This window comes from Emticicia aquatilis, assembly GCF_014644295.1.
Taxonomy (GTDB): Bacteria; Bacteroidota; Bacteroidia; order Cytophagales; family Spirosomataceae; genus Emticicia; species Emticicia aquatilis.
The window spans coordinates 33516-59289 of the sequence record NZ_BMKK01000007.1 but is presented as its reverse complement, the minus strand read 5'-3'; the positions used below and the strand labels follow the sequence as shown (position 1 = coordinate 59289).

The 25774-nt window shown below is 38.2% G+C and carries 22 protein-coding genes; 10 read left to right on the top strand and 12 right to left on the bottom strand.

The window, feature by feature from the left end; translation table 11 throughout:
* Positions 1–193 precede the first annotated feature (193 nt).
* On the top strand, positions 194–598 hold the full coding sequence (gene tsaE / locus IEX65_RS17300; RefSeq protein WP_188767697.1) for a tRNA (adenosine(37)-N6)-threonylcarbamoyltransferase complex ATPase subunit type 1 TsaE: 405 nt from the start codon (positions 194–196) through the stop codon (positions 596–598).
* 84 nt (positions 599–682) lie between these two features.
* Complete coding sequence (locus tag IEX65_RS17295; protein ID WP_188767695.1) at positions 683–1900, top strand: alanine dehydrogenase; 1218 nt, start codon at positions 683–685, stop codon at positions 1898–1900.
* Positions 1901–2134: 234 nt separating this feature from the next.
* Here the strand turns inward: IEX65_RS17295 and nhaA are convergent, their stop codons facing one another.
* Positions 2135–3307, bottom strand: coding sequence for a Na+/H+ antiporter NhaA (gene nhaA, locus IEX65_RS17290; RefSeq protein ID WP_188767693.1), 1173 nt, complete (start codon positions 3305–3307; stop codon positions 2135–2137).
* Entirely contained in the window at positions 3264–4466 is a 1203-nt protein-coding gene (locus tag IEX65_RS17285; protein WP_188767691.1) for a cation:proton antiporter, read from the bottom strand. The genes nhaA and IEX65_RS17285 overlap by 44 nt, the downstream gene beginning before the upstream one ends.
* A gap of 316 nt (positions 4467–4782) precedes the next feature.
* Here IEX65_RS17285 and IEX65_RS17280 point away from each other — a divergent pair, with 316 nt between their 5' ends.
* A complete protein-coding gene (locus IEX65_RS17280) occupies positions 4783–5187 on the top strand; it encodes a hypothetical protein (RefSeq protein WP_188767688.1) in 405 nt (134 codons plus the stop codon).
* Positions 5188–5283: 96 nt separating this feature from the next.
* Here the strand turns inward: IEX65_RS17280 and IEX65_RS17275 are convergent, their stop codons facing one another.
* The 6 genes from IEX65_RS17275 to IEX65_RS17250 all read right to left on the bottom strand — a co-directional run bounded on the left by IEX65_RS17275 (position 5284) and on the right by IEX65_RS17250 (position 11813).
* Positions 5284–6897 carry an amidohydrolase gene (locus IEX65_RS17275; protein WP_188767686.1) on the bottom strand — a complete coding sequence of 538 codons (1614 nt, stop codon included), beginning with the start codon at positions 6895–6897 and terminating at the stop codon, positions 5284–5286.
* A 92-nt stretch (positions 6898–6989) separates the two neighbouring features.
* Entirely contained in the window at positions 6990–8573 is a 1584-nt protein-coding gene (locus IEX65_RS17270; RefSeq protein WP_188767684.1) for a M43 family zinc metalloprotease, read from the bottom strand.
* A 101-nt stretch (positions 8574–8674) separates the two neighbouring features.
* Positions 8675–9817 (bottom strand): amidohydrolase family protein, encoded by a 1143-nt coding sequence (locus tag IEX65_RS17265; protein WP_188767682.1) that lies wholly within the window; start codon positions 9815–9817, stop codon positions 8675–8677.
* A gap of 237 nt (positions 9818–10054) precedes the next feature.
* Entirely contained in the window at positions 10055–10531 is a 477-nt protein-coding gene (gene ispF, locus IEX65_RS17260) for a 2-C-methyl-D-erythritol 2,4-cyclodiphosphate synthase (RefSeq protein WP_188767680.1), read from the bottom strand.
* A gap of 37 nt (positions 10532–10568) precedes the next feature.
* Positions 10569–11198 (bottom strand): hypothetical protein, encoded by a 630-nt coding sequence (locus IEX65_RS17255; protein ID WP_188767678.1) that lies wholly within the window; start codon positions 11196–11198, stop codon positions 10569–10571.
* Between the two features lie 12 nt (positions 11199–11210).
* Positions 11211–11813 carry an RNA polymerase sigma factor gene (locus tag IEX65_RS17250; RefSeq protein WP_188767677.1) on the bottom strand — a complete coding sequence of 201 codons (603 nt, stop codon included), beginning with the start codon at positions 11811–11813 and terminating at the stop codon, positions 11211–11213.
* 475 nt (positions 11814–12288) lie between these two features.
* Between IEX65_RS17250 and IEX65_RS17245 the strand changes: the two genes are divergently transcribed.
* The 5 genes from IEX65_RS17245 to IEX65_RS17225 all read left to right on the top strand — a co-directional run bounded on the left by IEX65_RS17245 (position 12289) and on the right by IEX65_RS17225 (position 19897).
* On the top strand, positions 12289–13275 hold the full coding sequence (locus IEX65_RS17245) for a hypothetical protein (protein ID WP_188767676.1): 987 nt from the start codon (positions 12289–12291) through the stop codon (positions 13273–13275).
* A gap of 227 nt (positions 13276–13502) precedes the next feature.
* Entirely contained in the window at positions 13503–14474 is a 972-nt protein-coding gene (locus IEX65_RS17240) for a hypothetical protein (RefSeq protein WP_188767675.1), read from the top strand.
* A gap of 162 nt (positions 14475–14636) precedes the next feature.
* Positions 14637–15746 carry a phage tail-like protein gene (locus IEX65_RS17235; protein WP_188767674.1) on the top strand — a complete coding sequence of 370 codons (1110 nt, stop codon included), beginning with the start codon at positions 14637–14639 and terminating at the stop codon, positions 15744–15746.
* A gap of 36 nt (positions 15747–15782) precedes the next feature.
* A complete protein-coding gene (locus tag IEX65_RS17230; protein WP_188767673.1) occupies positions 15783–18545 on the top strand; it encodes a CHAT domain-containing protein in 2763 nt (920 codons plus the stop codon).
* A 113-nt stretch (positions 18546–18658) separates the two neighbouring features.
* Positions 18659–19897, top strand: a complete 1239-nt coding sequence (locus tag IEX65_RS17225; RefSeq protein ID WP_188767672.1) for a M16 family metallopeptidase — start codon at positions 18659–18661, stop codon at positions 19895–19897.
* 87 nt (positions 19898–19984) lie between these two features.
* Here the strand turns inward: IEX65_RS17225 and IEX65_RS17220 are convergent, their stop codons facing one another.
* From IEX65_RS17220 to IEX65_RS17205, 4 genes are all read right to left on the bottom strand, one after another.
* On the bottom strand, positions 19985–21241 hold the full coding sequence (locus tag IEX65_RS17220; protein WP_188767671.1) for a nucleoside permease: 1257 nt from the start codon (positions 21239–21241) through the stop codon (positions 19985–19987).
* A gap of 103 nt (positions 21242–21344) precedes the next feature.
* On the bottom strand, positions 21345–22184 hold the full coding sequence (locus tag IEX65_RS17215; RefSeq protein ID WP_188767669.1) for a transglutaminase family protein: 840 nt from the start codon (positions 22182–22184) through the stop codon (positions 21345–21347).
* Positions 22185–22338: 154 nt separating this feature from the next.
* Complete coding sequence (locus IEX65_RS17210) at positions 22339–23070, bottom strand: proteasome-type protease (protein WP_188767668.1); 732 nt, start codon at positions 23068–23070, stop codon at positions 22339–22341.
* Between the two features lie 72 nt (positions 23071–23142).
* Positions 23143–24105, bottom strand: coding sequence for an alpha-E domain-containing protein (locus IEX65_RS17205; protein WP_188767666.1), 963 nt, complete (start codon positions 24103–24105; stop codon positions 23143–23145).
* A 400-nt stretch (positions 24106–24505) separates the two neighbouring features.
* Here IEX65_RS17205 and IEX65_RS17200 point away from each other — a divergent pair, with 400 nt between their 5' ends.
* Both IEX65_RS17200 and IEX65_RS17195 read left to right on the top strand, forming a co-directional pair.
* Positions 24506–25153 carry a response regulator transcription factor gene (locus IEX65_RS17200; protein WP_188767664.1) on the top strand — a complete coding sequence of 216 codons (648 nt, stop codon included), beginning with the start codon at positions 24506–24508 and terminating at the stop codon, positions 25151–25153.
* 29 nt (positions 25154–25182) lie between these two features.
* Positions 25183–25764: a hypothetical protein gene (locus tag IEX65_RS17195; protein WP_188767663.1), complete on the top strand. Its 582-nt coding sequence runs from the start codon at positions 25183–25185 to the stop codon at positions 25762–25764.
* The last annotated feature ends 10 nt before the right edge of the window (positions 25765–25774 follow it).

Genomic DNA, 25774 nt, shown 5'->3' with positions numbered 1-25774 from the left:
AAACTAACAGGTATTCTATTATAGGTGCGTTTTTTATTTCGTCTAACAAAGTTCTTGAAAAATCAACAGATTTCTGCATATATTGCCTAAGAAAATTTGATTTTTTCTTAAAAACTAAATTTCCGAAATAAGATTGAAATTATTTTAAGTATTTATGCGATTTTTGCAGGAAATTTCTAATAATGAGGGTAAAATGATTTATAAAATTGCGGATTTGCCTACAATTGCCCAACAAGTGATTGAGGCTGCCAAAGAGCGTAAAATTTGGATTTTTGAGGCCGAAATGGGGGCAGGAAAAACTACACTCATCAAGGCAATCTGCAACGCTCTGGGAGTTTTTGGGCATATTCAAAGTCCAACATTTTCGATTGTAAATGAGTATATAACTTCAGCAGGAGAAACGATTTATCATTTTGATTTTTATCGCCTAAAAAACGAAACCGAAGCTCTTGATTTTGGCGTAGAAGAATACTTCGACTCGGGCAATATTTGCTTGCTCGAATGGGCCGAAAAAGTAGAATCGCTTTTACCCGAAAATTGTTTTAAAATAAATATTAGCTTAGCCGATGACTTAGGTAGAAATATCGAGTTTAGCTAAAATACCCGTTAAGAATAACCAAACTCACCAGTCAATTTCTTAATAACAAGTTTTCCAGTAAACAAGTCCCCAAGTAACTAAACAATGACAGGACAATCACTTTCAGAATTAGCACGACAATCGACACTCTATCCACAAGAGTCGCCAGAGATGATAAAAAGAGGAAAGAAAAGCCTTTTTATTGGTCTTCCACGTGAAGTTTCGTTGCAGGAAAATCGCATTGCACTTACGCCCGAATCGGTTACTTTGTTGGTCAGAAATGGTCATGAGGTAATCATAGAAAAAGGTGCTGGCGAAGGTGCGAAATTCTCAGATAATGATTACAGCGAAGCGGGTGCAAAGATTGTTTATAGTCCTGAAGAAGTTTTTGAGGCTGATTTGATTGTAAAAATCGAACCGTTGGTTGAAGCAGAAATGGCTTATCTGAAAACTGGACAGACGGTTATTTCGACGTTGAACGTACCGAATCTTTCTCGCTCATATTTTGAGCAACTCAACGAAAAACGAGTGACAGGTATTGGTTTTGAGTTAATTCAAGATAAAGTGGGTAACTTCCCGATTATCAGAACCATGAGCGAAATTGCAGGAAGCACCGTGATGCTTATAGCGGCCGAATACCTGAGCAGCGTTCATGATGGTCGTGGAATGATTTTGGGTGGAATTACAGGCGTGCCACCCACCAAAATCGTGATTATCGGAGCGGGTACAGTAGGCGAATACGCAGCCCGAACAGCACTCGGTTTAGGAGCAGAAATCAAGGTTTTTGACCAACACATTTATCGACTTCAACGCCTAAAGTATGCAGTCGGGCAACATATTTATACTTCAATTATAGATTCTGATACACTCGGAGACGCACTCGCTCGTGCTGATGTAGTTATCGGAGCAATGCGTGCCGAAGATGGTGTGGCTCCGATGGTAGTTACCGAAGAAATGGTATCGAAAATGAAAAATAATTCGATAATCATTGATGTGTCAATTGACCAAGGTGGCTGTTTTGAAACTTCGGAAATGACAACACACAAGCATCCGACCTTTCAGAAATACGGTATTACGCATTATTGTGTACCAAATATTGCATCAAGGGTAGCACATACTGCAAGTATTGCTTTGAGCAATGTATTTACACCATTCCTTCTAAAAACTGGTCATGTTGGCGGAATAGAAGATATGATTTTTGCCAAGCAATGGTTTACAAAAGGTGTTTACTGCTTCAAAGGTAGCCTCACAAACCTTTCGATTGCCCAACGTTTTAATCTTCGATATAAAGATTTGAGTTTACTGATTGCAGCGAGAATGTAAGTGGAATGACGATTTACGAATAATTCGATTTACGAATGTTTTGTAGTACTATTCAGACATTTTATAAAAATAGGTGCATAGCACCATAATATTTTTAGTACAAAAATTTACATATTCCTAAAAGGTGCATCACACCGCAATTAAATCTTGGTTCAACTCTGCTTTGTACGAAAATGAACGCTGGCAGGGTTTTGAACCCTGTCAGCGTTGGTCCTACACTTTCTACGTTTTCATTTATTCAACCTCCACAACTTCATTTTTCAGCGTAAATTTCAAGTAGAAATATCCTAACATTCCCGCAAGCAACGAGGCCGTCAGTATCATAAATTTAGCGTTGTTGATGACAATCGCATCTTCAAAAGCCAATAGTGTAATAAATATAGACATTGTAAAGCCAATTCCACCCAAAAGCCCTGCTCCGATGATAGATTTCCAATCTAAATCGAAAGGAAGTTTACAAATTCCCAACGAAACTACTACAAAACTTATCAAAAATATACCCAAAGGTTTTCCCACGATTAAGCCAAAGGCAATACCCAAACTGTAATTTTGAGTCAGTGTTTCTACGATATTCCCATCAATGGCAATGGCTGTATTGGCCAACGCAAAAAGCGGCAGTATAATAAATGCCACTGGTCGATGAAGAAAATGTTGCAAAATATACGAAGTCGATTTTTCATCGCCATTGCCAAACGGAACGGCAAAAGCCAATAGTACGCCCGTGATTGTTGCATGAACACCCGAATTGAGCATAAAATACCACATCGCAACACCGCCAATTAAATACGGAATCAAGTTTCGTATTTTTAGTCGATTGAAGATTAACAACACAACAAAAATGCTTAAAGCGATAAAAAGATTCATCCACAAAATGGTTTTTGTGTAAAAAATCGCAATCACGAAAATCGCTCCTAAATCATCAATAACTGCCAATGCTGTCAGGAAAACTTTGAGTGAAGTTGGCACTCTACTTCCGAGCAACGACAGGATGCCGAGTGCAAAAGCAATATCGGTAGCCATCGGAATGCCAATTCCTGCTTGCCCTTCTGTTCCGTAAGTAAGCAGATAAAATATTCCAGCTGGTAGTAACATTCCACCGATAGCAGCAAAAATGGGTAAAAGAGCATCTTTGATATTTGAGAGTTCGCCTTGGTAAATTTCACGCTCTAATTCCAACCCAATCAACAAAAAAAAGATTGTCATTAGTCCATCGTTTATCCAGTGAGCAATACCATGCCCTGCGAAATCTGTATGCCAAAAATGCTCGTAGCTACTTGCCCAAGTCGAGTTAGCAATAATCAGCGAAACGGCCGTACAGACAATTAAGGTAAGCCCGCCCGATTTCTCGCTTTCAAAAAAATCCTTAAATAACTTCGTCGGTTTTAGTTTCTTCAGTGTGTTTTTCATTTTCTTTTGTTTGCATCAAACCAAACATCATCACGAGTGCGGTTAGAATTATGACTTGAATTATTAATGATTTATTGGCCAAAGTAATGGTTTGTCCGAGTGGAATTGATAAAAATAACAAAATTGTAATTAGCCCGCGAGGTGCAATAAACAGAATCGGCAAGAATTCTATTTTCACAAACTTTAAAAAAGCTATTCTTAGCGAGTAGATTCCAAGTGTTATGAGTACCGCCCAAAGGATTGTGTCGAGGTTCAAGATTTCGGTGGTTTCAATCAAAAAACCGAATAATAAAAAGAACAAAGCACGAATCAGAAAAGCGATTTCGGTAGTTAGTTCACCAAACTTGTGTACCTCTTTATCAAGAATTTCGGGGTGAAGTTTATTGATTAGTTTGAAGCCTTTTAGTTCATCAAGATTTCCCAAAAACAATCCAAAAAGCAAAATAAAAATCAACGCAGGCAAATGGTAGATTTTTGAAATGCTATAAATCAAAACAATAAGCAGAATTATCGGTACATATTTTACGTGGTGCTTGATTCGGCTCAGCAAAAAGGCAAGCCCGAGCGTAGCCACAAACGAAACAATAATGATTAGCACAAGTTCGAGCAAAAAATGCCAAACCGAATCTGAGCCTATGCTATCATTGAGTGTAATAAAATTAAAGAAAATTACTCCAAAAATATCGGATAGGCTACTTTCATAAGTGATGAATTCTCGGTTTTCGGGCGACAGGTTTTTGGCACTCGGAATAGCAATAGCACTACTAATAATAGCCAACGGAATGGCATTTGCTAAAGCTATCTTGAACGAAACATTGCCAAAATACTGAAACGCCCAAGCCAAAGCAAGGCTAAAAAGCAATATCGGAAAGAAAGCCACTATTGAAGATTTACCAATCATCGGAAATTTGGATTTGTTTAGTTCTAATTCCAATGAGCCTTCCAAGACAATCAGAATCAAACCAACAGTGCCCAAAATTGGCAAAATGGCTGTCAGATTTGGTACTCGTAACTCAAAAAAATCGACACCTTGCCGCACAATCCACCCCAAAACGAGTAGTAAAATAACCGAAGGTATTTTGGTTTTGGCCGAAGTAATATCAAAAACGTAAGCTAAAAGTAGTAATGTACAAATGGTTATTATAATTGTTGTAGTCATGTGTGTAGGGTTAAAGTGAAAAATAATTTTAGGTTTTCGAGACAGAAAAATGATAAAAACTTGAAGTAAAATCCTGTGTGTGAGGATTCGTAGATTGGCCGAAAACCACTAACGTTTGAGATTTTATAACGAAAAAAGGCCTTGTTTAATTCTTTACTTTCACTAAAAATGAATTAATCGGGTAAATTTATGGTTAGAAAGAAATGGAATTTTGACTTTAATTTAGGAAGTATTTAACTTTGCAAAAGAATTATAATTAGCTATTCGAGTCAACTATAATTCATTAATTATCAGACATTTACAAATATAAAATAAAATGACTTCACACTCAAACGAAAATACAATTTTAGATGATGTAAACTCGCCCGAACTCGACCAAAAAATTATGAGTCAGGTTGCAGGTGATTTTATAAAAGTATCTGACCATCTGAAAGAAGCATCTTATCAAATCCGTAAACGTGGTTTTTCGGATTATCCGATTTTTGTGGTCAATCGCACATTGGTTGAGGTTGGACAAATGCTTTTTACAAGACTTGATTTCGATACACAATTCGATTATAAAGCATCGTTTTTGGATGAATTCGTACAGCGTAAACTCATTGGCGAAGAATCTATTGAGCTTTTCAAAGAAAACTACAAAAATGCCGATGAATACTGTTGCTTGTTCGTAATCGAAGCCGAATTTGCAGGATTTATTTTTATTCCTTTTCCAGAAGATTGATAGAAAAGTTTTCAATTTGCAGTCCACAATTTACAGTTTTAGTCAAACGACTATTTACCGATAAATTGAAGACTGCAAATTGAAAACTACCAACCCCTACTTTTCTGCTCTCACAGTCGGATATTTAATTCCGAGTTGCTCCAAATAGGTTTTATATTTTGTCGAATCATAGTAATATTTGCTCATCTCTGGGCGAAATTTCTCCATGATTTCCTTATTCAACTGAATCGCTGGTTTATCATCTTTCGAGATAAGTGGCGTGTATTTGATTTCTTTCGTTTGCTCTTTATTATAATATTCCCAAGCATTCTTGATAATTTCTGGCTTGAAAAGCATATCCAAAATCGTTAGTGCCTCGGCTTTTGCTCCTGCTGTACAACCTTTATGGGCAATCGGAGTGGCCATCGTGATGGCATTTGCCCAGTGATGCCCTGGCATTCCTGGCATATTTGATGGGTAACGCAAAACCACCGTTGGCAAAGACCACGAAATATCGGCAATATCATCGGAGCCACCTTGACGAACAATATTTGGCGAGTAAACTGGCTCACTCATGGTATCGAGTTTCATGGCTAAGCCCTCAACTTTTGGAGCTTTTAGCTCTTTTTGAGCAGCTTTGGCCAACATTTGGTCTTCTTCTGACCATTGTGGCAAACCTACACGCTTGATATTCTGATACATCGCATCGGCGATTGGCTTATTAAAATGCCCCGGCCATGCACTACCCAAAATCTCATAAGTAAACTTCGTATCGGTCATCATGGCAGCACCTTCGGCAATTTTCAAACCACTTTCAAATAGTTTTCTGATGCGTGGATAGGTACGGTCACGGAAATAATACCAAACCGTAGCCTTCGATGGCACAACGTTAGGTTGGTCGCCACCATCCGAAATTACGTAGTGCGAACGCTGCGTAGTTTCTAAGTGTTCACGCTTAAAATTCCAACCAATATCCATCAACTCTACGGCATCTAAAGCACTGCGTCCACGCCACGGAGCTCCTGCTGCGTGAGCAGCTTCACCTTCAAAATGAAATTTAACCGACACTAAACCATTGTTTCCTGCATCTCCCCACGATACGCCCAAATTATCACCCACGTGCGTAAAAATACAAGCGTCAACATCTTTGAAGTAACCTTCACGCACGAAAATCGCCTTCGCTCCTACTTGCTCTTCGGCTACACCCGGCCATAACATTAATGTTCCCGGAATTTTATCACGCTCCATGACTTCTTTCAAGGCTAATACTGCGGTAATATTGAGAGCCTGACCCGAATTATGACCTTCTCCATGTCCTGGGGCTCCTTCAACGATTGGGTCTTTGTAAGCCACACCCGGTTTTTGCGATGCTTTTGGAATACAGTCGATATCGCTACCGATAGCAATTACAGGCTTGCCCGAACCCCACTTAGCAATCCAAGCGGTGGGCATTCCTGCCACGCCACGCTCAACTGTGAAGCCATTTTTTTCGAGAAGATTGGTTAAATACTTTGAGGTTTCGTATTCTTGAAAACCAAGTTCGCCAAAACTAAAAATTTGGTCGTTTACTTCTTGCGTAAACTTTTGACGGTCGTCAATTTTTTTGATAACCTCTTGTTTGAGCAATTCGAGCTTGTCGGGAACTGGAGCAGCTACGGCTTTTTTCTTTTGCGAAAAAGCTAAGTTACTCACAATCAACATTGTAGTGATGAAGATGTAAGTTTTTTTCATGATTTGGTTTAGGTAAATTTTGAACTCTATGTTTAATAAATTGAAAATATGCACATTAAAACCTTTTGCTAAAGATAAAATACTTCACATCTTTAATTGGCAAAACCATTACATTTTATCATATTTCTCTGTTTGAAATATGAAGCATTGGCATCCAAACCAATTTTACGTCCTGCTTTGGCCTTATTGTTAGGCGTAGGAAGATTTAATCCTGCTATAATTCTTGCTCTCATTACAGTGACTTGGTCGTAAGTGAAGTAAAACTTTTTGTCAGTAGGGAAATACCCCATCACATTTCTTTGTGTAAATGCAATTCCGTCGCAGTTAGTGACAACTTTGCCATTTGAAACTGTGGGAGTGTCAAGTAAACCATCTGAGTGGATAGCATCTCTGCATTCGGTCGAATTACCAAATATGTGTGGCAAACCTAAGATATGTCCAATCTCATGTATAAGCGTATTTTCAGTACTCAAAGGACTTATATGTAAATATCCATTTAAAGCAATAAAAGGCATATCGGTTTCTTTGATATAAATGCTATGATAACCAAAGAAACCATTATAATTAGCTAATGGTAAATCAAAAAACTCGGTTGGAATTAGCTTTTCTCTACTTTTATCAAATGCAGCATCAAAGGCAATTCCAGCATAGCCATAATTATTATTAAACGGCTCTAAAATGACATTTAAGTATAAATTAGGATTCCACCTTCTTATTAAATTATCTCTTTTTTGAAAATATTCAGCTGCTTCTTGACTTGACCAGTCATATATTATTGATGTTTGTTGAGGTCTTGAAAAGGGCAAGATATTTACGCCTTTTTGTTCAAGTTTATTTCCATCTGGGTCAGTTTCGGCAAGAAAAAACTCTATAAATGTATCTTGTGCGTTAGGGTCATGTTGTCGTATATCTGTCTCATATTGATTTCTAAATATTTGATTTACATAATTAATGTAATCATTTTGTAAGGTTTCTAAGGCTTTTTTATAAGCAATTTCATCAGTTTTTGAGTATGGTGGGCAAAAATGAAAAATGATAGGGATTTTTATTAAATCAAAAGTACGAGGAGACCGAACTTCAAACTTGATATTTGTCTCTTTACCATACGCATTTACAGAAATATCTTGAGTTCCTTTCTTACTAAAAATTAAGTTGTTTAAATCAATTGCCTCATTATTATTTTTTGCTTTTAGACCCTTTTTTATCGGTATTTCATTTCCTTTATTATCAAAGCCTTTAACCCTCAACTCTGGAACTGAGTTAAGGATAGTTTGCGTTACAGCATATTTATTGACAAAACCACTTTCGATAACGATTTTATTTAATTCTTTTTTAGGATTCTTAACTGTAAAAATGTTTGATTCGGAACTTAGCCTATTACCTAATTTTGCCTTGAATGTAAAACTACCTTCGTCTTCAAAGCGATAAATATTTGAAGATAGCTCTTTATCATTGGCAAAATATGTTATTTCACCTGCATAATTTGAAATTATGTTTCCTTTATTATCTATAAGCTCAGCATTAAGAGAAATTGGTTCAGACTCTCCTATCCAATAAACACCTGCGGACTCTGAAATTTTTAAGCTTATAGAAGACACAGATTGTAGACCTGCATCGGGCTTTGTACACGCCAATGCAAACGTCAATAATATTAAAGCTAAAAATGTCTTCTTCATTTTTGTGTTTTTGATAAAAGACTTGCTTTATTACATAAGCACATCAAGTTGTGCGAGCAATAGATTAAGATGAATCACTATTACTCGAACAACATTATCTATCACTGAGGAAATTTACTTTTATCCAAACCTGGAATAATTTTTAGGGCATTTTTGTAGTAAACTTTTTTCAAAACCTCATCCGAAAGACCTAAGCCATACATACGCCAGTAAGCGTGGTATTTTTTGTGGTATGGAAAATACTCATCTTCACTTTCCAAAACTCTGAAATAAGTTTGGTATTCGTCAGGAACCCACGAATCTTTTCCAAAAAGAATGCGGTCTTGTCGTTTTTCAAAGAATTTCTTAGCCATACGTGGTTGGCGACCTAACTCGGCAATTACCGCCCCGATTTCGGCATACATATTCGGGAACGCATCCATTAGACTATCGAGTTTAGCCAAATTATTCGGATACCAGCCCATGTGAGCATTAATAAACGTAGTTTTTGGGTGTTTTCTGAATACACTATGCTGCTGTTCAATGAGTTGCTCCCACGAATAGTCTTTTCCAGCGGCAGCATCACGCTTACGTCCAGGGTGGGTTTTGAGTTCGAGCCAGCGTTCGTTTTGAGCATTGAGTGGGTCCCAGAAAGAAGCAGGGTCGGCGGTGTGAATCAAAACTGGAATACCCAATTCGCCAGCTTTTGCCCAAATCGGGTCGATGCGAGCATCATCAACTGGTACGATTTTTCCGTTATCTTTCACACTAAACCCAAGACTTTTATAAATCTTTAGGCCTTTTGCTCCACGAAGTTTTACATCTTCTTCGAGCGTTTTCACGGCTTTGGCTGTCCAATCTGGTTCGTTGATTTTCGAGAAATCGATATTCGTAAAAACGGCAAAACGAGTTGGATAGTTAGCTTTTACGGCACTAATCATATCAACTAAACCAGCCGTACTTTTAGCTTCGTCCTGATTGAATCCACGTCCGCTAAGGTTTACCATCAAGCCCATATTCATCTTGTCCATTTCGGTGATGAGCTTCGTAAGATTTTCTTTCGAGTTCATTTCCCATTGATGATTATGCACATCAATAAACGGAAATTTGGCACGATTAATAACTTTTCCGGGTACTACAAGAGTCGATTTTGGTTCGTATTCTTCGAAAGTTACTGTACCAGCATTATCACCAATTTTGATTTGTTGGGCTTGTAGAGAACTGATGGTCAGCATTGCACCAACTGTAAAAGCAAGTTTTTTCATTAAATAATGGTAGGTTTTTACAAACGTCGGCACCACAAGTCTGACGTTTGAGCGAGATTATGAAAATGTTTTATGCAATTTAATGAAAAACCGCTAAACTCATATAGTCAATTAGGTGTTTTCGACAATCTACTTGAAATTGGCGATGTAACGACAAAAAAAGGAAGTCTTCGCTCAGAGCGAAGACTTCCTTAGAAACAAAATAAAACGTCAGAACTGCGGTACAGACGTTTGTAATTATTTATAAATCAATGCAATAGCATGAGCATCTAAACCTTCCTTTCGGCCAACAAAACCCATTTCTTCGGTGGTTGTAGCTTTTATTGAGATGCAGTTTTCGGGTAAGCCAGTTACTTCCGAAATCGCTTTTATCATTTCTGGAATATATTTGCCGATTTTGGGTTCTTGCAAGCAAACCGTCGAATCAATATTCCCGATTTTATAGCCTTCTTTTTCGAGCATTTCTACTACAATTTTCAATAAAATCTTGCTGTCGATGCCTTTCCAACGTGGGTCGGTGTTTTTGAAGTGCTTACCAATATCGCCCATGGCGGCGGCTCCGAGAAGTGCATCACACATGGCGTGCAGTAGCACATCAGCATCTGAATGACCAACCGAACCAACTGTGTGCGGAATCTTTACGCCACCCAACCATAAATCATAGCCTTCGCCGAGTTGGTGTACGTCGTAGCCTTGCCCTATTCTAATATTCATAAATTACAGATTTCTTTTTGGCAAAAGTAGGTATTTTTCAATTCTTTCCCCAGAATATCTGCCATTTAATCTTAGTTTTTTCCCATGTTGAATATGGGCATTCGATGCCTTCACAATTGATTTTATTGAAAGTTTCTTCGGCTTTATCGGCTTTGTCGGCTTGCAAATAAGCAATTACCAGCATCCATTTTGAGTTTCGTTGGTAGTTTGAGCTAATTTCGGGGTTGTAGGCCAGTTTCTCTAAAATCATTATGGCATCTTGTGGGTTTTCGCCTTTATTGATAATTGCTTTGGCTTTTTCAAAATCATTAGCCCGTGCTTCGCTTGCTTGGTTGATGGTGGTTTCTCCTCGATAATTAAACTCTTGTGAAGTAAGCATCATCGGCGACGACAGCATGAACAATAGAACACTGGCGGCTGCCGCAAAACCACCAAGCATAAATATCAATCCTTTACCTTTTCGAGGTTGATTGATTTCGGCACGAGCAGCATCTACTTGCCTACGTACACGGCTACGCAACAAAATTTCTCGTAAACGCTGAGTTTCGTTTACTTGTTGAAGAAGCTGTGCATCGGATTTTATTTTTTCTTCAAAGCTGACTTTATCGGTTTCGGACATCACGCCTGCCACGTAATCTTCGATTTGTTCTTGTAAAAGGTCAGTCATGGCGGTTATTTATTAAAAGTTCACGTTTATCATTTCCATAATTTTCTTTAGGCACTTGCTTTTGGTATTTCGCACGGTCTGGTCGCTTTCAAAGACTCCGTCAGCTACGAGTTTCTGCGAGATTTCTTGCATCGAAAAGCCATCAATCAATCGCATATCCAGTATTTGTCGGCAGTTTTTGCCTGCTTTACTAACAATATCAATATAATACGCCCAGTTTTCTTTCTCAATCAGGGTTTCGCTTACATCATCGTCGAGTTCGTCCCAATCTGCCATATACTTGGTTTGGCGTTCGTCACGTGATGCTTCCGAAGAAATATATCGAAACCACAAATTCTTGCAAATACTTTTTAGGTATGTTTCCAAGGCAGCATCTTTTAGGCTATAAGACTGCTTTTTTACGTTCACCACAAACGCCTCAATTGCTTCCCAAATAATATCTTCGGGTTGTTTGGCGTAGTCTCGGTCTGAGCTACGGTGCGTAATAAAACGCTCCAGTGAAACATGGAATTTCTTGTAAAGGGCTACCAAAGCTTCGTGTTCTCGGCGTCCTCCTGTCAGGATTCCTTCCACGATTGCCTCATCAGTCCATTGTTTTGATAAACTAAAATTCATCTTCTTTTATTTAATATCAGCGAACCCAATAAATGTAACCTCGCTTTGATATTTTTTTTTGAAAAGGTTTAATATATAATAGGAAAATATACTGAGCGGTGGAATTTAGGCAGTAAAACTCTGCTAAAATTGACAAGTTGAAAACTTGTCCTACATGTTACATAAAATTACCCCAACAAAAGTCGATTCTCTAAGCCTTATAATCAATATTATTTCGCAAAATCTTTTTCTTTTTTATTTGGCGGTGTAATTTTTTTAGTTTTTTACATATAACCAAAACGCTGACTATCAATTATTTACATATCAAAAACAATGCTAAGAAAAAATATTTTAAAAAATTTAGTTTACGAAGGTTACATCAAGTAGGGTGTCTGATATTAATGAATGAAAACTAATTATAACGAAGGAGGTTTCCCTGAAAATCCGTCAAAAGAGTAAGGAAATTTAAAAACATACACTAAACAATTTTACAGCCATGAAAACATCATTTTATCGTACGGGTGCATTAGTTCTTTCATTAACGACTTTAGGTCTATTGAGTTGCGAAAAAAACGAAAGCCTTGTACCCAATTCAACTACCAATCAAACAACAACTTTTGATGTTACCAAATCTCACACAACTTCACCTTTTGTAAACGAATCATTACAAAACGTCGGGAGCGACAAAATCTTAGCTGCTGCCTGCGAAAACTACTCGTTGGTGCTATCGGGTGTTACGGCTACACCACACGCAGGTGGGTTGGACTCTTACTTGGCTAACGTTGATATGGTTACGGGAGCTACAACAGCTGCGAGTGCTATCACAGTTGGTGGTTTAATCGTGAAATCAGTTACAGGTATTACTAAGATTCCTGCTGCAGCTCCAACACTTTATGCAGTTACGGGCATGAATTCAAGCATTCCACGTCGATTATTAAGAGTAAATCCAGCTACGGGTGTAAGTGTGAATGTAGGAGCAACAGTATCGGCAGGAGCGGTGATAGCTCTGCAAGACATCGAGTATTGCACTACTAATGCCCGCTACTATGCTATCATGGAAGGTACAAATCGAATTATGATATCGCCTGATGCTCTCAACTGGACGCTTTTAGCGGTTGCTCCGACCAATTTCCGCTTAAATGGTCTGACGTTTCAAAAAAATGCAGCTGGCGTTGAAACGCTTTGGGTGATTGCAGGACAAGCTAACACCCTATGTGGAGGGAAATTTGGCGATATGTTTAATTATACTTTGGGAGGAGCTTTCATAGCTAATAATTCTTACAATGCTGCTACTGCTGGCCCAGTTACGCCCGAATTAGGTTTAGATTTTTACCAAAATACTGCTTGTGTCATTCGCAATTTTGTAGTGGGAAGTGCATCGGGCTTTTTATCGCATAATATGACATTGTGTTCGGGCGGTGGTATTCCTGCTCCAATCGGTGGCAGCGGTATAAAAGCTACTTATGATTTTGCTAAGAGATAATTTTAGACAAGAGATTTTAGACAAGAGATTTTAGACAAGAGACAAAAGATTTTAGGAGAAACAAACCGAAAAAGACGTACACTTTTTGTGCAAAACACTTCTCTTGTCTTTTATCTCTTGTCTAAAATATTTTTTCCATGAAAGTTACAAACCACACAACTACTGATATTAAAGTATAAAACGAGCATTTGAAAAATACGAATCTATAATATTAAAACATTACTCCTATGAAAACTTCTTACAGATTATTAGCTGCCATTACTGTTTCTACCGCTCTATTATTTGCCTGTGAAAAAAATCAGGACTTAACACCTGCTGTTGGAAACGCTCAAAAATCTGCTATTCAAACCCATACAGATTTATCATCAGATGAGTCTTTGAAAAACATTTCACCCGATAAAGTTTTAGCCGTTGGTTGCGAAATTTATTCGTTGGTTTTGGCAGGCAACTCTGGTACGCCACACATAGGCGGACTTGATTCTTATTTAGTAAACGTCGATATGGTTACAGGAAACACTACGGCAGCCAGCCAAATTATGATTGGTGCAGTTGCAGTAAAAAGTGTAACTGGTATCACCAAAGCTCCAACTTCGGCTACAACTCCGCCAACAATTTTTGGGGTTACGGGTATCAATTCAAATTTTCCAGGAAGATTATTAAAAATAAATCCAGCAACAGGAGCAGCCGTAAATGTTGGGCCGACAATGATAGGAAATAATCAAATCTATTTACAAGATATTGAATATTGCCTCGCCAATAATAGATACTATGCTATCGTAGAAGGTACAAATAGAATAGTTTCTTCCCTCAACGGACTCTCTTGGGTAAATGTACCGACTGTAATTCCTACCAGTGTTCAATTGAATGGTTTGACATTCAGAACAGTAGGAAATATAACCAGAGTTTGGGTGATAGCAGGGGCAGGCAATACTTTCTGTGGTGCAAATTTTGGAAATATGTGGGAACTCGCCTTGAATGGAACATTGATAAGTACCAATAATTACAATGCCGCAAATGTACTATGGACCAATAAAGAATTAGGTTTAGATTTCAATGCAAACACAGGTTGTGTACCACGCAACTTTGTGGTAGGTAGTGCCATGGGCATACTTTCAAACAACCTCACTCTTTGCCCTGCTTTGCCTACCTTGATTGGAGCGGGACAAATAAAACCGACTTATGATTATGCAAAAAAATAAAACTGAAATGCACTTATAATCCGAAATAATCTACACTCTCCGTATCAAAGATTGATGATGTGGGGAGTGTATGTTTTTGCAAAATTTATGACTAAATTCGTACAAATGATTATGAGGTTCCACGAAGTTTTCAAATTCAGTCATTTATTAAAAACTGTTGAAATGAAAAAATTTTTCAGTGTTATTGCTCTGCTATTGATGGTCGTTTTTGCATCTATTGCTCAGTCGGTCACTATTTCGGCTGGTGGTTCGGGCAATGTCCAATTGCCTACACTATCCAATGCTCAAATCACCAATTTTACAAATCCACAGGTGGGCATGATGGTTTTTGATAAAACCTATAACGTAGTTCGAGTTTATAACGGTACTAATTGGGTTTGTTTGACTTGCACCGAGCAAACATTTAATACTGCACAAATTGCTAATATTAAGTCATTTACACTCAGCATGGGTACTAATAACAGTTATACAGCAAGTGGTATGAGAGATTTTAAAGCAGCCGATAATGCCATCGGCGACGTAAAAACTTCGCTCGGAGGCTCATCGCCCAATGGCTTTTTGTTAGATAACCAAGAAGTAATTGTTTTCGAAAATACATTGAGTTCGACGATGCAAAACTTAACAACTCAGGAAATACTGAGGCTTGTTTCTCAATCACAATGGTCAAATCCGAGTATTTATAATCAGCCAATTGATGTCGTAGTGAGGTCAGATGATGCAAATTATATCTATTTAAGCAGAGAAGCGGGTAGTTTTGAACGTCGAGAAGGGAGTATTTTGGGTGTAAAGGCCTTTAGATTTACTAATAAGATTTTTACCGAAAAATACGCATCTTTTATAACGGTAACTGACCGAATTATTAAAAATACAACATCGATTAATTTACTTTCGGGAATGAGCATAACCAATGCCGAGAGTTACAATATTATTAGCTCTTCTCAGTGGTTTGTCATTACAAATGGTGTACTAACTTTTCCGACTGGTACCAATAAGCCACAACATAACTATGGCATTATTTATTTTTTACCTAAATCAAGTAATCTGCCAACTTATCGTATGAGAATATTTACACACAAGGCCTCAGCGAATACGATTGCTCAGTATTTTGATTCAAACGGCAATGTCATTAACCGTACTAATTACTTAGATAGTTATTTTACAAATGTTATCAGTTCAAATGTACCATTTGTACTATATCTCGCTGGTGGTACAAACTTACGGTCTATCAACGCTGTACGTGTACCACCACCAACTGCAGGAACTGAAGAATAATTGGGAAAGAGTGACCATTACGAGTGAACCAAAACGATGAATAGACTTTTACTTTTCTTATCTCTGACTTTGTTAGTTTGGCTATCTGCATCGGCACAGCCTGACCCGACTATTGCCCAAATCAATAGCCTTAGAGATGATGTCTATTCTAAACTCCAAAACCACCAAATTTCGACCGAAAAAGCAGAAATTATCTATAAAAACGAACAAAAAAGGCTTTTTGAACAGCAGAAATATCCGTTTTATATTCAAATGTATTTGTTTAAAGCCGTAGATTTTTATGTTACAAACGATGATTACGAGAAGGCTTCACAGTGTGTTTCAGAAGGGCTGAAAAACCTAAAAAATGTCAAAGGTATTTCTTATGACACCTTGTTTTTTCAACTCAATGCTGAGCTTGCCGAATATTACCGCCGAACACCTAATAAGCTAAACTTAGCCGAAAAGCACTTCAAAATATGCTACGATTTTCTACTAAAAAAGAAATGGTTGGAGCAAAAAATGTCGGCTTTTGTGATTACTTTTTTAAGCAATTACGGACGTTTGGTCGATGACCTCGGTGATGCTGAACAAGCTTTCAATTATTTTCAAGAAGCTCATCAGATTGGGAAGCAAGAGCATGTAAGCCTTAATCAGTATGCAGTTTTGAGTAATATGGCCAAATATTACCGAGAAAAAAAGGAATACGGAAACGCCCTAAAATTACTCAAAGAGGCCCTTCCGCTGGCAGAAAGCGATGATAAAACATCGGTTGTATATCTGGCAATGGGGCGTTGTTTTCAGCAAATGAAACAACCTACCGAAACACTAAAAGCCTTATCATCAGCCGAAAGTTTTTATAGAAAATCGAAAGAAGCACAGCCACGGCAATGGATAAATATTCTGACGCTACGAGCCGAAGCTTATTTATCATTACAAAAACCAGACCTTGCCGAAAAGTTTTACAAACAAGCACTAAAAGAGTTTACCCAAAACTTCCACCACCAAAAAGGTGTGCAAGTAGCACGCATCGAAAATGGGCTAAGTGAGGTTTATGAACTAAAAAATAATACAAAAGAAGCTCTGTTTCATTGCGAACAAGCTCTTAAAGCCTCCGATACAACCCATCAAAAAACAACTTTTGCGTTTGAGCGTGTCATTGCTCCACAAGAATATTTTGTGGCTTTAACACAAAAAGCAGAACTGTTGGCCACAACAAACCCAAAGCTTTCAGCCCAGACCTACCTCGAAACGATTGATTTTGTAGCTAAGCTTCGCCAAACATTCGATATGCCCGAGTCAAAACTTTTTTATAGCGAAAAGGTATATCCAGTCTATGAAAAAGCCCTCGAAAGTGTGTATCAACTCTGGCAAAAAACAAAGTCAGAAGTTTGGGCAAAGGCGTTCTTTTATGTACTCGAAGCCAGCAAAGCGGCTACTTTGGGCGATGTTGTCAGAGAAAACTACATCAGACCAGCCAATCTCGACCAAAACCTGCTGGCCGAAGAAGCAACTTTGCGGCAGAAGATAGTTAAGCTACAAGTAAAACTCTTAGATGCGGGCAATGAGAAAACCCTCGCCGACCTTTCTGATGCGAAAATAAAACTCAATCATTTGGTAAATAAAATTGAGGCATCCTCAAAGGAATACTACAAACTTAAATACGAAAACCGACAAATCGGACTTCGAGAAGTACAACAGAAACTGGCAGAGAACTCGGCATTTTTGAGTTACTTTTTAGGAGAAAATAGCCTTTATTACGTCGCTTTGTACAAAACTGGTTATCAAATAATCAAACTAAACGACGCAGCAAATATTTCAAAAATTTTAACTGAAACCTATAAAAGCATCAATACTCCACCAGGAATTGATGCTTACAAAGGCCATATTTTAGCTCAGAAATCCTATAATATTTTAGTCCAACCAATCGAAAAAACACTTCAAAACATCACTAAAATCATTGTTTCACGCCACGAAATCATCGGTTTTCTGCCTTTCGAGGTCTTAGAACCCAAAGCTCAAGCCGATTATTTGGTCTATAAATACACCTTTTCTTATGCAAACTCTGCAACTTTACACTTCGATTCTAATCATGCGGGGCAAAATACTGATGTCATTGCCTATGCTCCTTTTAGCAATGGTGCGGAAACAGGGCGTTTTCGAGACCAAGGATTCAAGGCGTTGCCTGCTTCGGTCAACGAAATTGCTGGTATCAATGGCCAGATTCTCCATGATAAACAAGCAACCAAAATAAATTTTCAAGAAAGCTATCAAAACAAAGGTATTATTCACTTCGCCACCCACGCCCAAGTAGATGACCAAGACCCAGCAAAATCGTTTATTGCTCTCTTTCCTGATGGCAAAGATTTTAGGCTTTATACACTCGAATTATATAACCTTTCGCTAAAAAACACCCAGTTGGTCGTGCTAAGTGCCTGCGAAACAGGCAAAGGAAAAATTCGTAAAGGTGAAGGAATTATTAGTTTGGCAAGGGCCTTTCAATTTGCAGGTTGCCCATCGGTTATTACAACCATCTGGAACGCCCACGACGAAAGTATGGCTAAATTATCGCAGCGTTTTTACTATTATTTGCAAAAAGGATTTCCAACCGATGAAGCCATTCGGCTCTCAAAAATTGACTTAATTCGTACATATTCCGACCATCCGTTCTATTGGTCCAACTTTATTCTGATAGGTCAGTCAACAAGCATCGACTTGCCCTCCAATTTATTTATTTATACCATTGTGGGTGTTAGTGTTGTGATAGTTATTCTTGCATGGAGTATTCGCCGAAGAATATTTAGTTTTTTTATGAAGTAAATTATTTAGAAACCTTACATTTGTAATTCTTGTTAAGAAAATAGACAAAAGTGTCATTCGCCAAAGCAGTTTTTGCATGGGAAGAATGAATTAGAAAAACTCAAGGATTAGAAATGATTAACTACCAACATTTTACTTTAAAAAACGGCTTAGAAGTTTACGTCCACGAAGACCATACAACCCCAATGGCGGCATTTAATATTCTATATAATGTCGGCTCACGTGACGAAGATGAAAATAAAACAGGTTTCGCCCACCTTTTTGAACATTTGATGTTTGGTGGCTCAAAAAATATCCCGTCTTACGACGAACCTCTGCAAAAAGTAGGTGGCGAAAACAATGCTTTTACCTCGCCCGATATTACCAATTATTATATCACGCTTCCCGCTCAGAATATCGAAACTGCTTTTTGGCTCGAATCTGACCGTATGATGAGTTTATCATTCGACCCAAAAGTGCTTGAAGTACAACGAAAAGTAGTAATCGAGGAGTTTAAGCAACGTTACCTGAATCAACCTTATGGTGATGTTTGGTTAAAACTTCGTCCATTAATTTACGAAAAACACCCTTACCGTTGGGCAACGATTGGTAAAGAAATCAGCCATATCGAAGAAGCCACAATGGACGATGTGAAGCACTTTTTCTATAAATATTATTTACCAAACAACGCTATTTTGGTAGTTGCGGGCGATGTAACAGTTGAGCAAGTAAAAGACCTATGTAAGAAATGGTTTGAGCCGATTCCGGCAGGTGAGAAATACGTACGAAATCTTCCACAAGAAGCCCCACAAACAGCCCCGAAATTCTTAGAAACTTCGGCAAAAGTGCCTTTAAATGCTATTTATAAAGCATATAATATGCCGGGGAGATTCGACGAACAGTTTTATGATGCCGATTTATTGAGTGATATTTTAGGTCGTGGAAAATCATCGAGACTTTACACAACATTGGTTAAAGAAAAGCAACTATTCAATAATGTTTCGGGCTATGTAACAGCTTCGCTCGACCCAGGTTTATTAATGATTCAAGGAAACCTCAACGAAGGAGTAAGTATTGAAGAAGCAGATGCAGCAATTGAAGAAGTTGTTGCCGAATTACGAGATAATACGCTGTCAGAAAGTGAATTACAGAAAGTAAAAAATCAAGCGGAATCGACATTGGCTTTTGCTGAAGTAGAACTATTGAACCGTGCCATGAATTTGGCTTTTGCTGCCAATGCAGGCAACGCCGATTGGTGCAATGATGATGCCGAAAAAATTGCTAAGGTAAACCCACAAAGTTTACAAGCAATGGCAAAAAGAATATTCAGAAAAGAAAACTGCTCAACGATGTATTATAGGGCGGAGAAGTAATTTTGAGTGAGTGAATGATAGAATGAGTGAATAATAAAACATACATTTATTCTATCAGTCACTCATTCTATCATTCAAAATTCATTATTAGTGTCCTTTCACCTCTACTCCTTCTTCGTGTTTGTGTTTAAACAAGATGGCAAAAAGAATGGCTACAACTAAAGAATAAATAGCAAATGTAAGCCAAATACCAGTCCAAGTTTTTGTACCATCGGCCAATGTGAAGTATTTCTGAATCACGAATCCGCTAATCAAACTTCCCGAAACTGCTCCAAAACCATTTACCATCATCATAAACAAACCTTGAGCCGACGAACGAATTTTAGGGTCAGTATAAGTTTCAATAAATAACGAACCCGAAATATTGAAGAAGTCAAAAGCCATTCCATAGACAATACACGATAAAATAATCATCCAAAGTCCATCACTTGGGTTTCCGTAAGCAAAAAGCCCGAAACGCAACACCCACGCAACCATACTGATTAGCATTACTTGCTTGATACCAAAACGCTTCAAAAAGAATGGAATCGCCAAGATAAATAGCGTCTCAGAAATCTGAGAGATTGACATAATAATGGCAGGATATTTTACGGCAATGGAATCTTTATAAATATCAACATTCGCAAAATCATGCAAGAAGGTATCGCCATAGGCATTGGTTAGCTGCAACGAAGCACCTAAAAACATCGCAAAAATAAAGAAAATCGCAATTTTCGGGTCTTTAAATAGCTTGAAAGCATCTAAACCCAATATCTGAACAAAACTTCTTTTGTCAGGCGTACCAGCCAAAGGCGGACATTTAGGCAAGGTAAGTGAGTAAATCGCCAAGACAACCGCCGAAGCCGCTGCAATATAAAATTGATTGGCTGAAGTTTCGTTGTGAGTAAGGCTAATCACCCACAAAGCCACCACAAAACCGACCGTTCCCCAAACCCTAATCGGTGGAAAATCTTTCACGAGGTCTGTGGTATTATTGTTTTTCAGAATCGTATAAGCAATTGAGTTAGAGAGTGCCAAAGTAGGCATATAAAATATCACACAAAGCAAAATTGCCCAAAAGAAATCATTCGGATTATCGACTTGTGGAATATAAACTAACACCAAAGCTCCGAGCAAATGCAAAATAGCGTAGAGTCGTTCGGCGTTGATATATTTATCGGCAATGATACCAGCGAGGGTTGGCATAAACAATGAGGCAATTCCCATCGTCGAAAAAATAGCTCCAAATTCAGCCCCTGACCAACCTTTATTTTGAAACCAGTACGCTCCAATCGTAATGAGCCAACATGCCCAAATAAAAAACTGGAGAAAATTCATTACAATTAGTCTGTTCTTGATGCCCATAATCAAAGATTTGGTAATTAGTTTAGGTTATTTTAGTGATGTTAGTGTTATGTTTGGCAGAAAACGCCATTTTTCTGCTAAAGTAAATAAAAATTCTGATTTTTTATTTCTGCCGAATATCAACAAAAGCATTTAATGACGAAACGGCATTTCCTCTGAAACCACCTCGAATCGGATTTATCAACTCTGCTTGGGCCGAAGAAGCCAATGCAATATAGTGAAAATCAGTAATTCGGCCTTCGGTCGGGTCGAAACCTCGCCAACCTGCACCTGGTAAATAAACCTCTACCCACGCATGAAGTTCGTGGGCTTGCAGTTCGCTTCCGTAGCAATAGCCACTCACAAATCGAGCCGCCAAACCCAATGCTTTGCAGGCCGCAATCATCAAAACGGCATAGTCTCGACAAGTGCCTTTTCGAGAAATCAACGTTGCTTCGGGCGAGTGAGCAGCACCTTCGAGACGTTTTTCATACAAAAAATTATATCGAATATATTTTGAAATGCGGGTCAGAAAATCGGTTGTTTTCCAGTTAGCTTCGGCGGCAATTTGTCGAGCAAACTGGTCGATGAGCGTTGTGATGCCATCGTCGGTCAAATAAGGCTGTAAAAGTACCAATTCTTTTTCGGGGTACTTAAAAGGCAGTGTTTCAGCTCCAAATGGATAATAAATAAAATGAAATGGATTTACTTCTTCCGAAACAATTTCAACCTTCGCCCGAAAACTCAGTCTATCAGTTGGTGTATTAAAAAACGCCACCGATTGAGCATTACCTTCTACATCAATATTTTTATAAAGAATGTTTGGAGTAGGTAAAATCTCAAGCTGAAAAGACACAATTTCCTGATTGGGCGAAGCTTTTGGCGTAAGATAGATTGTGTGAGGCGTAAGCGAAACTGAGTTGGAATAGCTGTAATAAAGGGTATGTTCGACGTTTAAAATCATTTTTGTTGAGTGAGATGGGAAGAATTAATCTTAAAAATGATTTTGTAAATTTACCACGGAGACACAGAACAGCACGAAGTTTCACAGAGAAAACTCTATGAAAACTTATACACTTGCAACCTCCGTGATAAACTAAACTTATGAATATTTCAACTTAAATTTCAAGCGATTTCGAGAAAATTGGTTCCATCCAATCGGTTGGGAGTTTCTGCACGGAAGCATTCAGCAAGGCATTCCATTGATACGAAATCTGTTCTAAATCGGCTTTTTCGTAACGTTGCTCGTTGATTTTAAAGCTATCTTTTTCACACAAAATCACATCAATCGGAAAATCGACATCATTGGCACTCACACGAGTAGAATCAAATGCCAAAAAGCCGAGTTTCAGCACTTCCTGCAATGAAGTATTGTACTTTAGGTTTCGATATAAAATCGGTTTTCCATAATTTGGTTGACCAATGATGATAAACGGCGAACCCTCGGTTACTTCAATCCAATTTCCTTCGGGATACAACATATACAATTTGTGTTCGTCGTCTTTTTCGAGTTGTCCGCCAATAACAGCCGACAAGTTGAACGATAAACCAGCTTCTCGCAGTGATGCCTTATCTTCGGCAGCCACACGCTTCACCATATCACCAAAGGCATTTACGGCTTTGTATAACTTATCGAATTTGGTATCTTGTTCTTCCAAAACTTCTTTGAAATAAGTAATGGCTTTATCACGCACCGAACGTAAGCCAGCTGTCATGATAAACAACGAATGATGCTGCGATTGATGCACAAAAACTTTTTTATTGCTCGAAACCTCGCTTCCCGATGTGATGCGCGTGTCGGCAATGGCCACAATTCCTTTAGCTACTTTTACTCCAAGACAAAAAGTCATTCTTTCTAATTGATAATTGGGAATTAAAAATTGATAATTTTCCTTCTCAGTTGTCCTTAGTTCTTTCCGATTTTATGCTTCAACAGGTTTTAGGTCGAAATAGGTATTGAAAATTTCGGCCGCTGCTGTATTATTTTTTATCTGAAACTCATCTAAATACGGGTGAAGTCCCTTCTTGAAAATATCTCCTACCTCGGTGAATTCGATTTCATGACGCAAACGTGTCATTTCTTTTTCGGCTAAATTTGAATAACCACTGGTTAAATCTCGACCCGAAATTTGATACAAAGAAAGCTCTGCTTGACGCACACAGTAGAATATTGATCGAGGAAAGCTTTTATCAAGCACCAAGAAATCTACAATATGCGAAGGATTAATGACACGGTGCTGCTGGCGATACATATTGAAAGCACTTACCGACTTCAGTACTGATGTCCAGATAAGTAGTTCTTGTGGAGAACCCATCGCTTGGTCGTCGGGTAGAAGTGTAAAATAACGCACATCTAAGAAACGAGAAGTTTTATCGGCTCGTTCGAGCAGGCGTCCTAAACGACCAAAATGAAAACCCTCATTACGAGTTACGGTCGAATCAATGATACCAAAAAACAACTGGCAACCTTCTTTGATTTCTTCAAAAAACTGCAATAATTGCTCTACCTCCCAGTTTCTTGCCGACTGAGTTTCAGAGATTTTTAAATAGAAAATATTAATGTGTTCCCACATTTCTTTCGTGATGCTCTCACGAATGGTGCGGGCATTCTCACGGGCGTTGGCCAAACAACTATAAATCGAATTCGGATTACGTTTATCGAAAGTCATGTAATCAATTACAGTATCACGGTCGGCTACTGAATAATGCTCAAAAAAACCATAGTTATCGGCCGTAGCGATGAGAAGCGGCTCCCACTGGGCGGTCATAATTCCGGGAGCATCGAGGGTTAGATTAAGGTTTACGCTTACAAAACGGGCATAATTTTCGGCTCGCTCAATATAGCGATTAATCCAATAAATAGAATTGGCGACACGACTCAACATAATTATCTTTGGTTTTTATTGACGAAAACCAAAGATAATAAACGGAATTGAAAAAACAAGCAAAATATTAATGGGTAAGGTTTTTTCGATTTTATAGACAATCATAGCACGGTATTTTATACGTCGAAGATAAAAATTCACTACAAGTAGGTATTTTTTATAATTAATCAGTACCATACTTTTGTTGCAGAATAAAAATAAAACTAAAGTGTTTGTTTTTGAAGAAGGTTTTTTATAGTATAGCAGAATCAAACAATAAGCACTATCAACCTAACCTCATAAAGATGTCCCAATCCTACAGGTTTTGTTTCATTGACCGTTTTACCCACACATTTCTCAAAAAATTATCCAAAATTAAGCATAGCCGAATTGTAAAATAATTTATGGTTCACCAAACTTTATGATTAGAGTTCTGATTGCCGACGACCATGTGATTGTAGCCGAAAGTTTGAGTATTTTAATTGATACAATGGATGGCATTGAGGTTGTAGGCACAGCCAATAATGGTTGGCAAGTACTAACATTTTTGGAAACCAACGAAGTAGATATTGTACTGGCTGATTTACACATGCCGCTCATGAACGGTATTGAAACTACCATCAGAGTACGAGAGAAATACTCGAAGGTGCGAGTGATGCTACTAACGATGTCGGAAGAACCAGCGGTTATCAAAGAAGCTCTGGTTGCAGGAGTTGACGGCTATATCATGAAGCGAACCGAACGAAAAGAACTTGAACTGGCACTAAAAACAGTAGCAAATGGTCAGCGGTATTTTAGTGAGGCGGTAGTAATGCGATTGGCTCAGTTACCCAATCAGAATACGCCAAGTGGAAAAGACGAGATTTCGGAGAATATACCTCTTACACCACGAGAAATTGAAGTAATGCAGCTCGTCATACAAGACCTAAGCAACATCGAAATTGCTGAACGGATTTTCATCAACGTCACGACGGTTGAAACTCATCGCCGCAATTTGATGAAGAAAGTAGGTGTAAATTCTGCACTTGGACTGATGCGTTGGGCAATGAAGAATGGATTTTTGAAGTGATTTTTTAACAATTTAAATTTATACCTGAAATGGGATTTGTGAACAAAGCCAATGTTATTGACAAAAAGAAAAACGTCTTCACTAAAAAGCCTGAAATTAGAGCTTTAATTGATGCAGGGACCCACGTGCAACTTAAAGGAGTAGCACTTTTTGAACTTACTGACGCAGAAAAAGCAAATCCGATGCTTAATGATGGCAACAAATGGTTGAGATTAACTTTCGCCCCACAACAAGAGCGTGAGCCTTCGTCTATTGGGCCAGTCAAAGGATTTATCGAAAAATATATTAATCCACAAATAGAAAAGCCTACGAGTACTCACTTTGTTTATATTCTCAATAACTCGTGGGAAATTGATGGTATCGAAACCTTGGTTGAAAGCAACGAGAATAATATTAAAGTAATCAACCTTTGCCTTGCAAAAAAAACAGAAATAAGAAGGGTGACCTACGTGAAAAGTGGTAATTATATATTCACTCCAATAGCTCAAACTGTTAAAGAAATGATAATAACAATTGATGGTCAAGAAGAGTCTTCATCACAGATTTTGCCTCCTGTATGCTCAGGTGCATCTACTCAAAGACCTATCGACAATGGTGTAATCATCGGCTGAGAAACTAAAA

Excerpts from the sequence above, each read along its gene's own strand:
- tsaE (WP_188767697.1), top strand. The coding sequence starts at position 194 with ATGATTTATAAAATTGCGGATTTGCCTACAATTGCCCAACAAGTGATT.
- IEX65_RS17295 (WP_188767695.1), top strand. The coding sequence starts at position 683 with ATGACAGGACAATCACTTTCAGAATTAGCACGACAATCGACACTCTAT.
- nhaA (WP_188767693.1), bottom strand. The coding sequence starts at position 3,307 with ATGAAAAACACACTGAAGAAACTAAAACCGACGAAGTTATTTAAGGAT.
- IEX65_RS17285 (WP_188767691.1), bottom strand. The coding sequence starts at position 4,466 with ATGACTACAACAATTATAATAACCATTTGTACATTACTACTTTTAGCT.
- IEX65_RS17280 (WP_188767688.1), top strand. The coding sequence starts at position 4,783 with ATGACTTCACACTCAAACGAAAATACAATTTTAGATGATGTAAACTCG.
- IEX65_RS17275 (WP_188767686.1), bottom strand. The coding sequence starts at position 6,897 with ATGAAAAAAACTTACATCTTCATCACTACAATGTTGATTGTGAGTAAC.
- IEX65_RS17270 (WP_188767684.1), bottom strand. The coding sequence starts at position 8,573 with ATGAAGAAGACATTTTTAGCTTTAATATTATTGACGTTTGCATTGGCG.
- IEX65_RS17265 (WP_188767682.1), bottom strand. The coding sequence starts at position 9,817 with ATGAAAAAACTTGCTTTTACAGTTGGTGCAATGCTGACCATCAGTTCT.
- ispF (WP_188767680.1), bottom strand. The coding sequence starts at position 10,531 with ATGAATATTAGAATAGGGCAAGGCTACGACGTACACCAACTCGGCGAA.
- IEX65_RS17255 (WP_188767678.1), bottom strand. The coding sequence starts at position 11,198 with ATGACTGACCTTTTACAAGAACAAATCGAAGATTACGTGGCAGGCGTG.
- IEX65_RS17250 (WP_188767677.1), bottom strand. The coding sequence starts at position 11,813 with ATGAATTTTAGTTTATCAAAACAATGGACTGATGAGGCAATCGTGGAA.
- IEX65_RS17245 (WP_188767676.1), top strand. The coding sequence starts at position 12,289 with ATGAAAACATCATTTTATCGTACGGGTGCATTAGTTCTTTCATTAACG.
- IEX65_RS17240 (WP_188767675.1), top strand. The coding sequence starts at position 13,503 with ATGAAAACTTCTTACAGATTATTAGCTGCCATTACTGTTTCTACCGCT.
- IEX65_RS17235 (WP_188767674.1), top strand. The coding sequence starts at position 14,637 with ATGAAAAAATTTTTCAGTGTTATTGCTCTGCTATTGATGGTCGTTTTT.
- IEX65_RS17230 (WP_188767673.1), top strand. The coding sequence starts at position 15,783 with ATGAATAGACTTTTACTTTTCTTATCTCTGACTTTGTTAGTTTGGCTA.
- IEX65_RS17225 (WP_188767672.1), top strand. The coding sequence starts at position 18,659 with ATGATTAACTACCAACATTTTACTTTAAAAAACGGCTTAGAAGTTTAC.
- IEX65_RS17220 (WP_188767671.1), bottom strand. The coding sequence starts at position 21,241 with ATGGGCATCAAGAACAGACTAATTGTAATGAATTTTCTCCAGTTTTTT.
- IEX65_RS17215 (WP_188767669.1), bottom strand. The coding sequence starts at position 22,184 with ATGATTTTAAACGTCGAACATACCCTTTATTACAGCTATTCCAACTCA.
- IEX65_RS17210 (WP_188767668.1), bottom strand. The coding sequence starts at position 23,070 with ATGACTTTTTGTCTTGGAGTAAAAGTAGCTAAAGGAATTGTGGCCATT.
- IEX65_RS17205 (WP_188767666.1), bottom strand. The coding sequence starts at position 24,105 with ATGTTGAGTCGTGTCGCCAATTCTATTTATTGGATTAATCGCTATATT.
- IEX65_RS17200 (WP_188767664.1), top strand. The coding sequence starts at position 24,506 with ATGATTAGAGTTCTGATTGCCGACGACCATGTGATTGTAGCCGAAAGT.
- IEX65_RS17195 (WP_188767663.1), top strand. The coding sequence starts at position 25,183 with ATGGGATTTGTGAACAAAGCCAATGTTATTGACAAAAAGAAAAACGTC.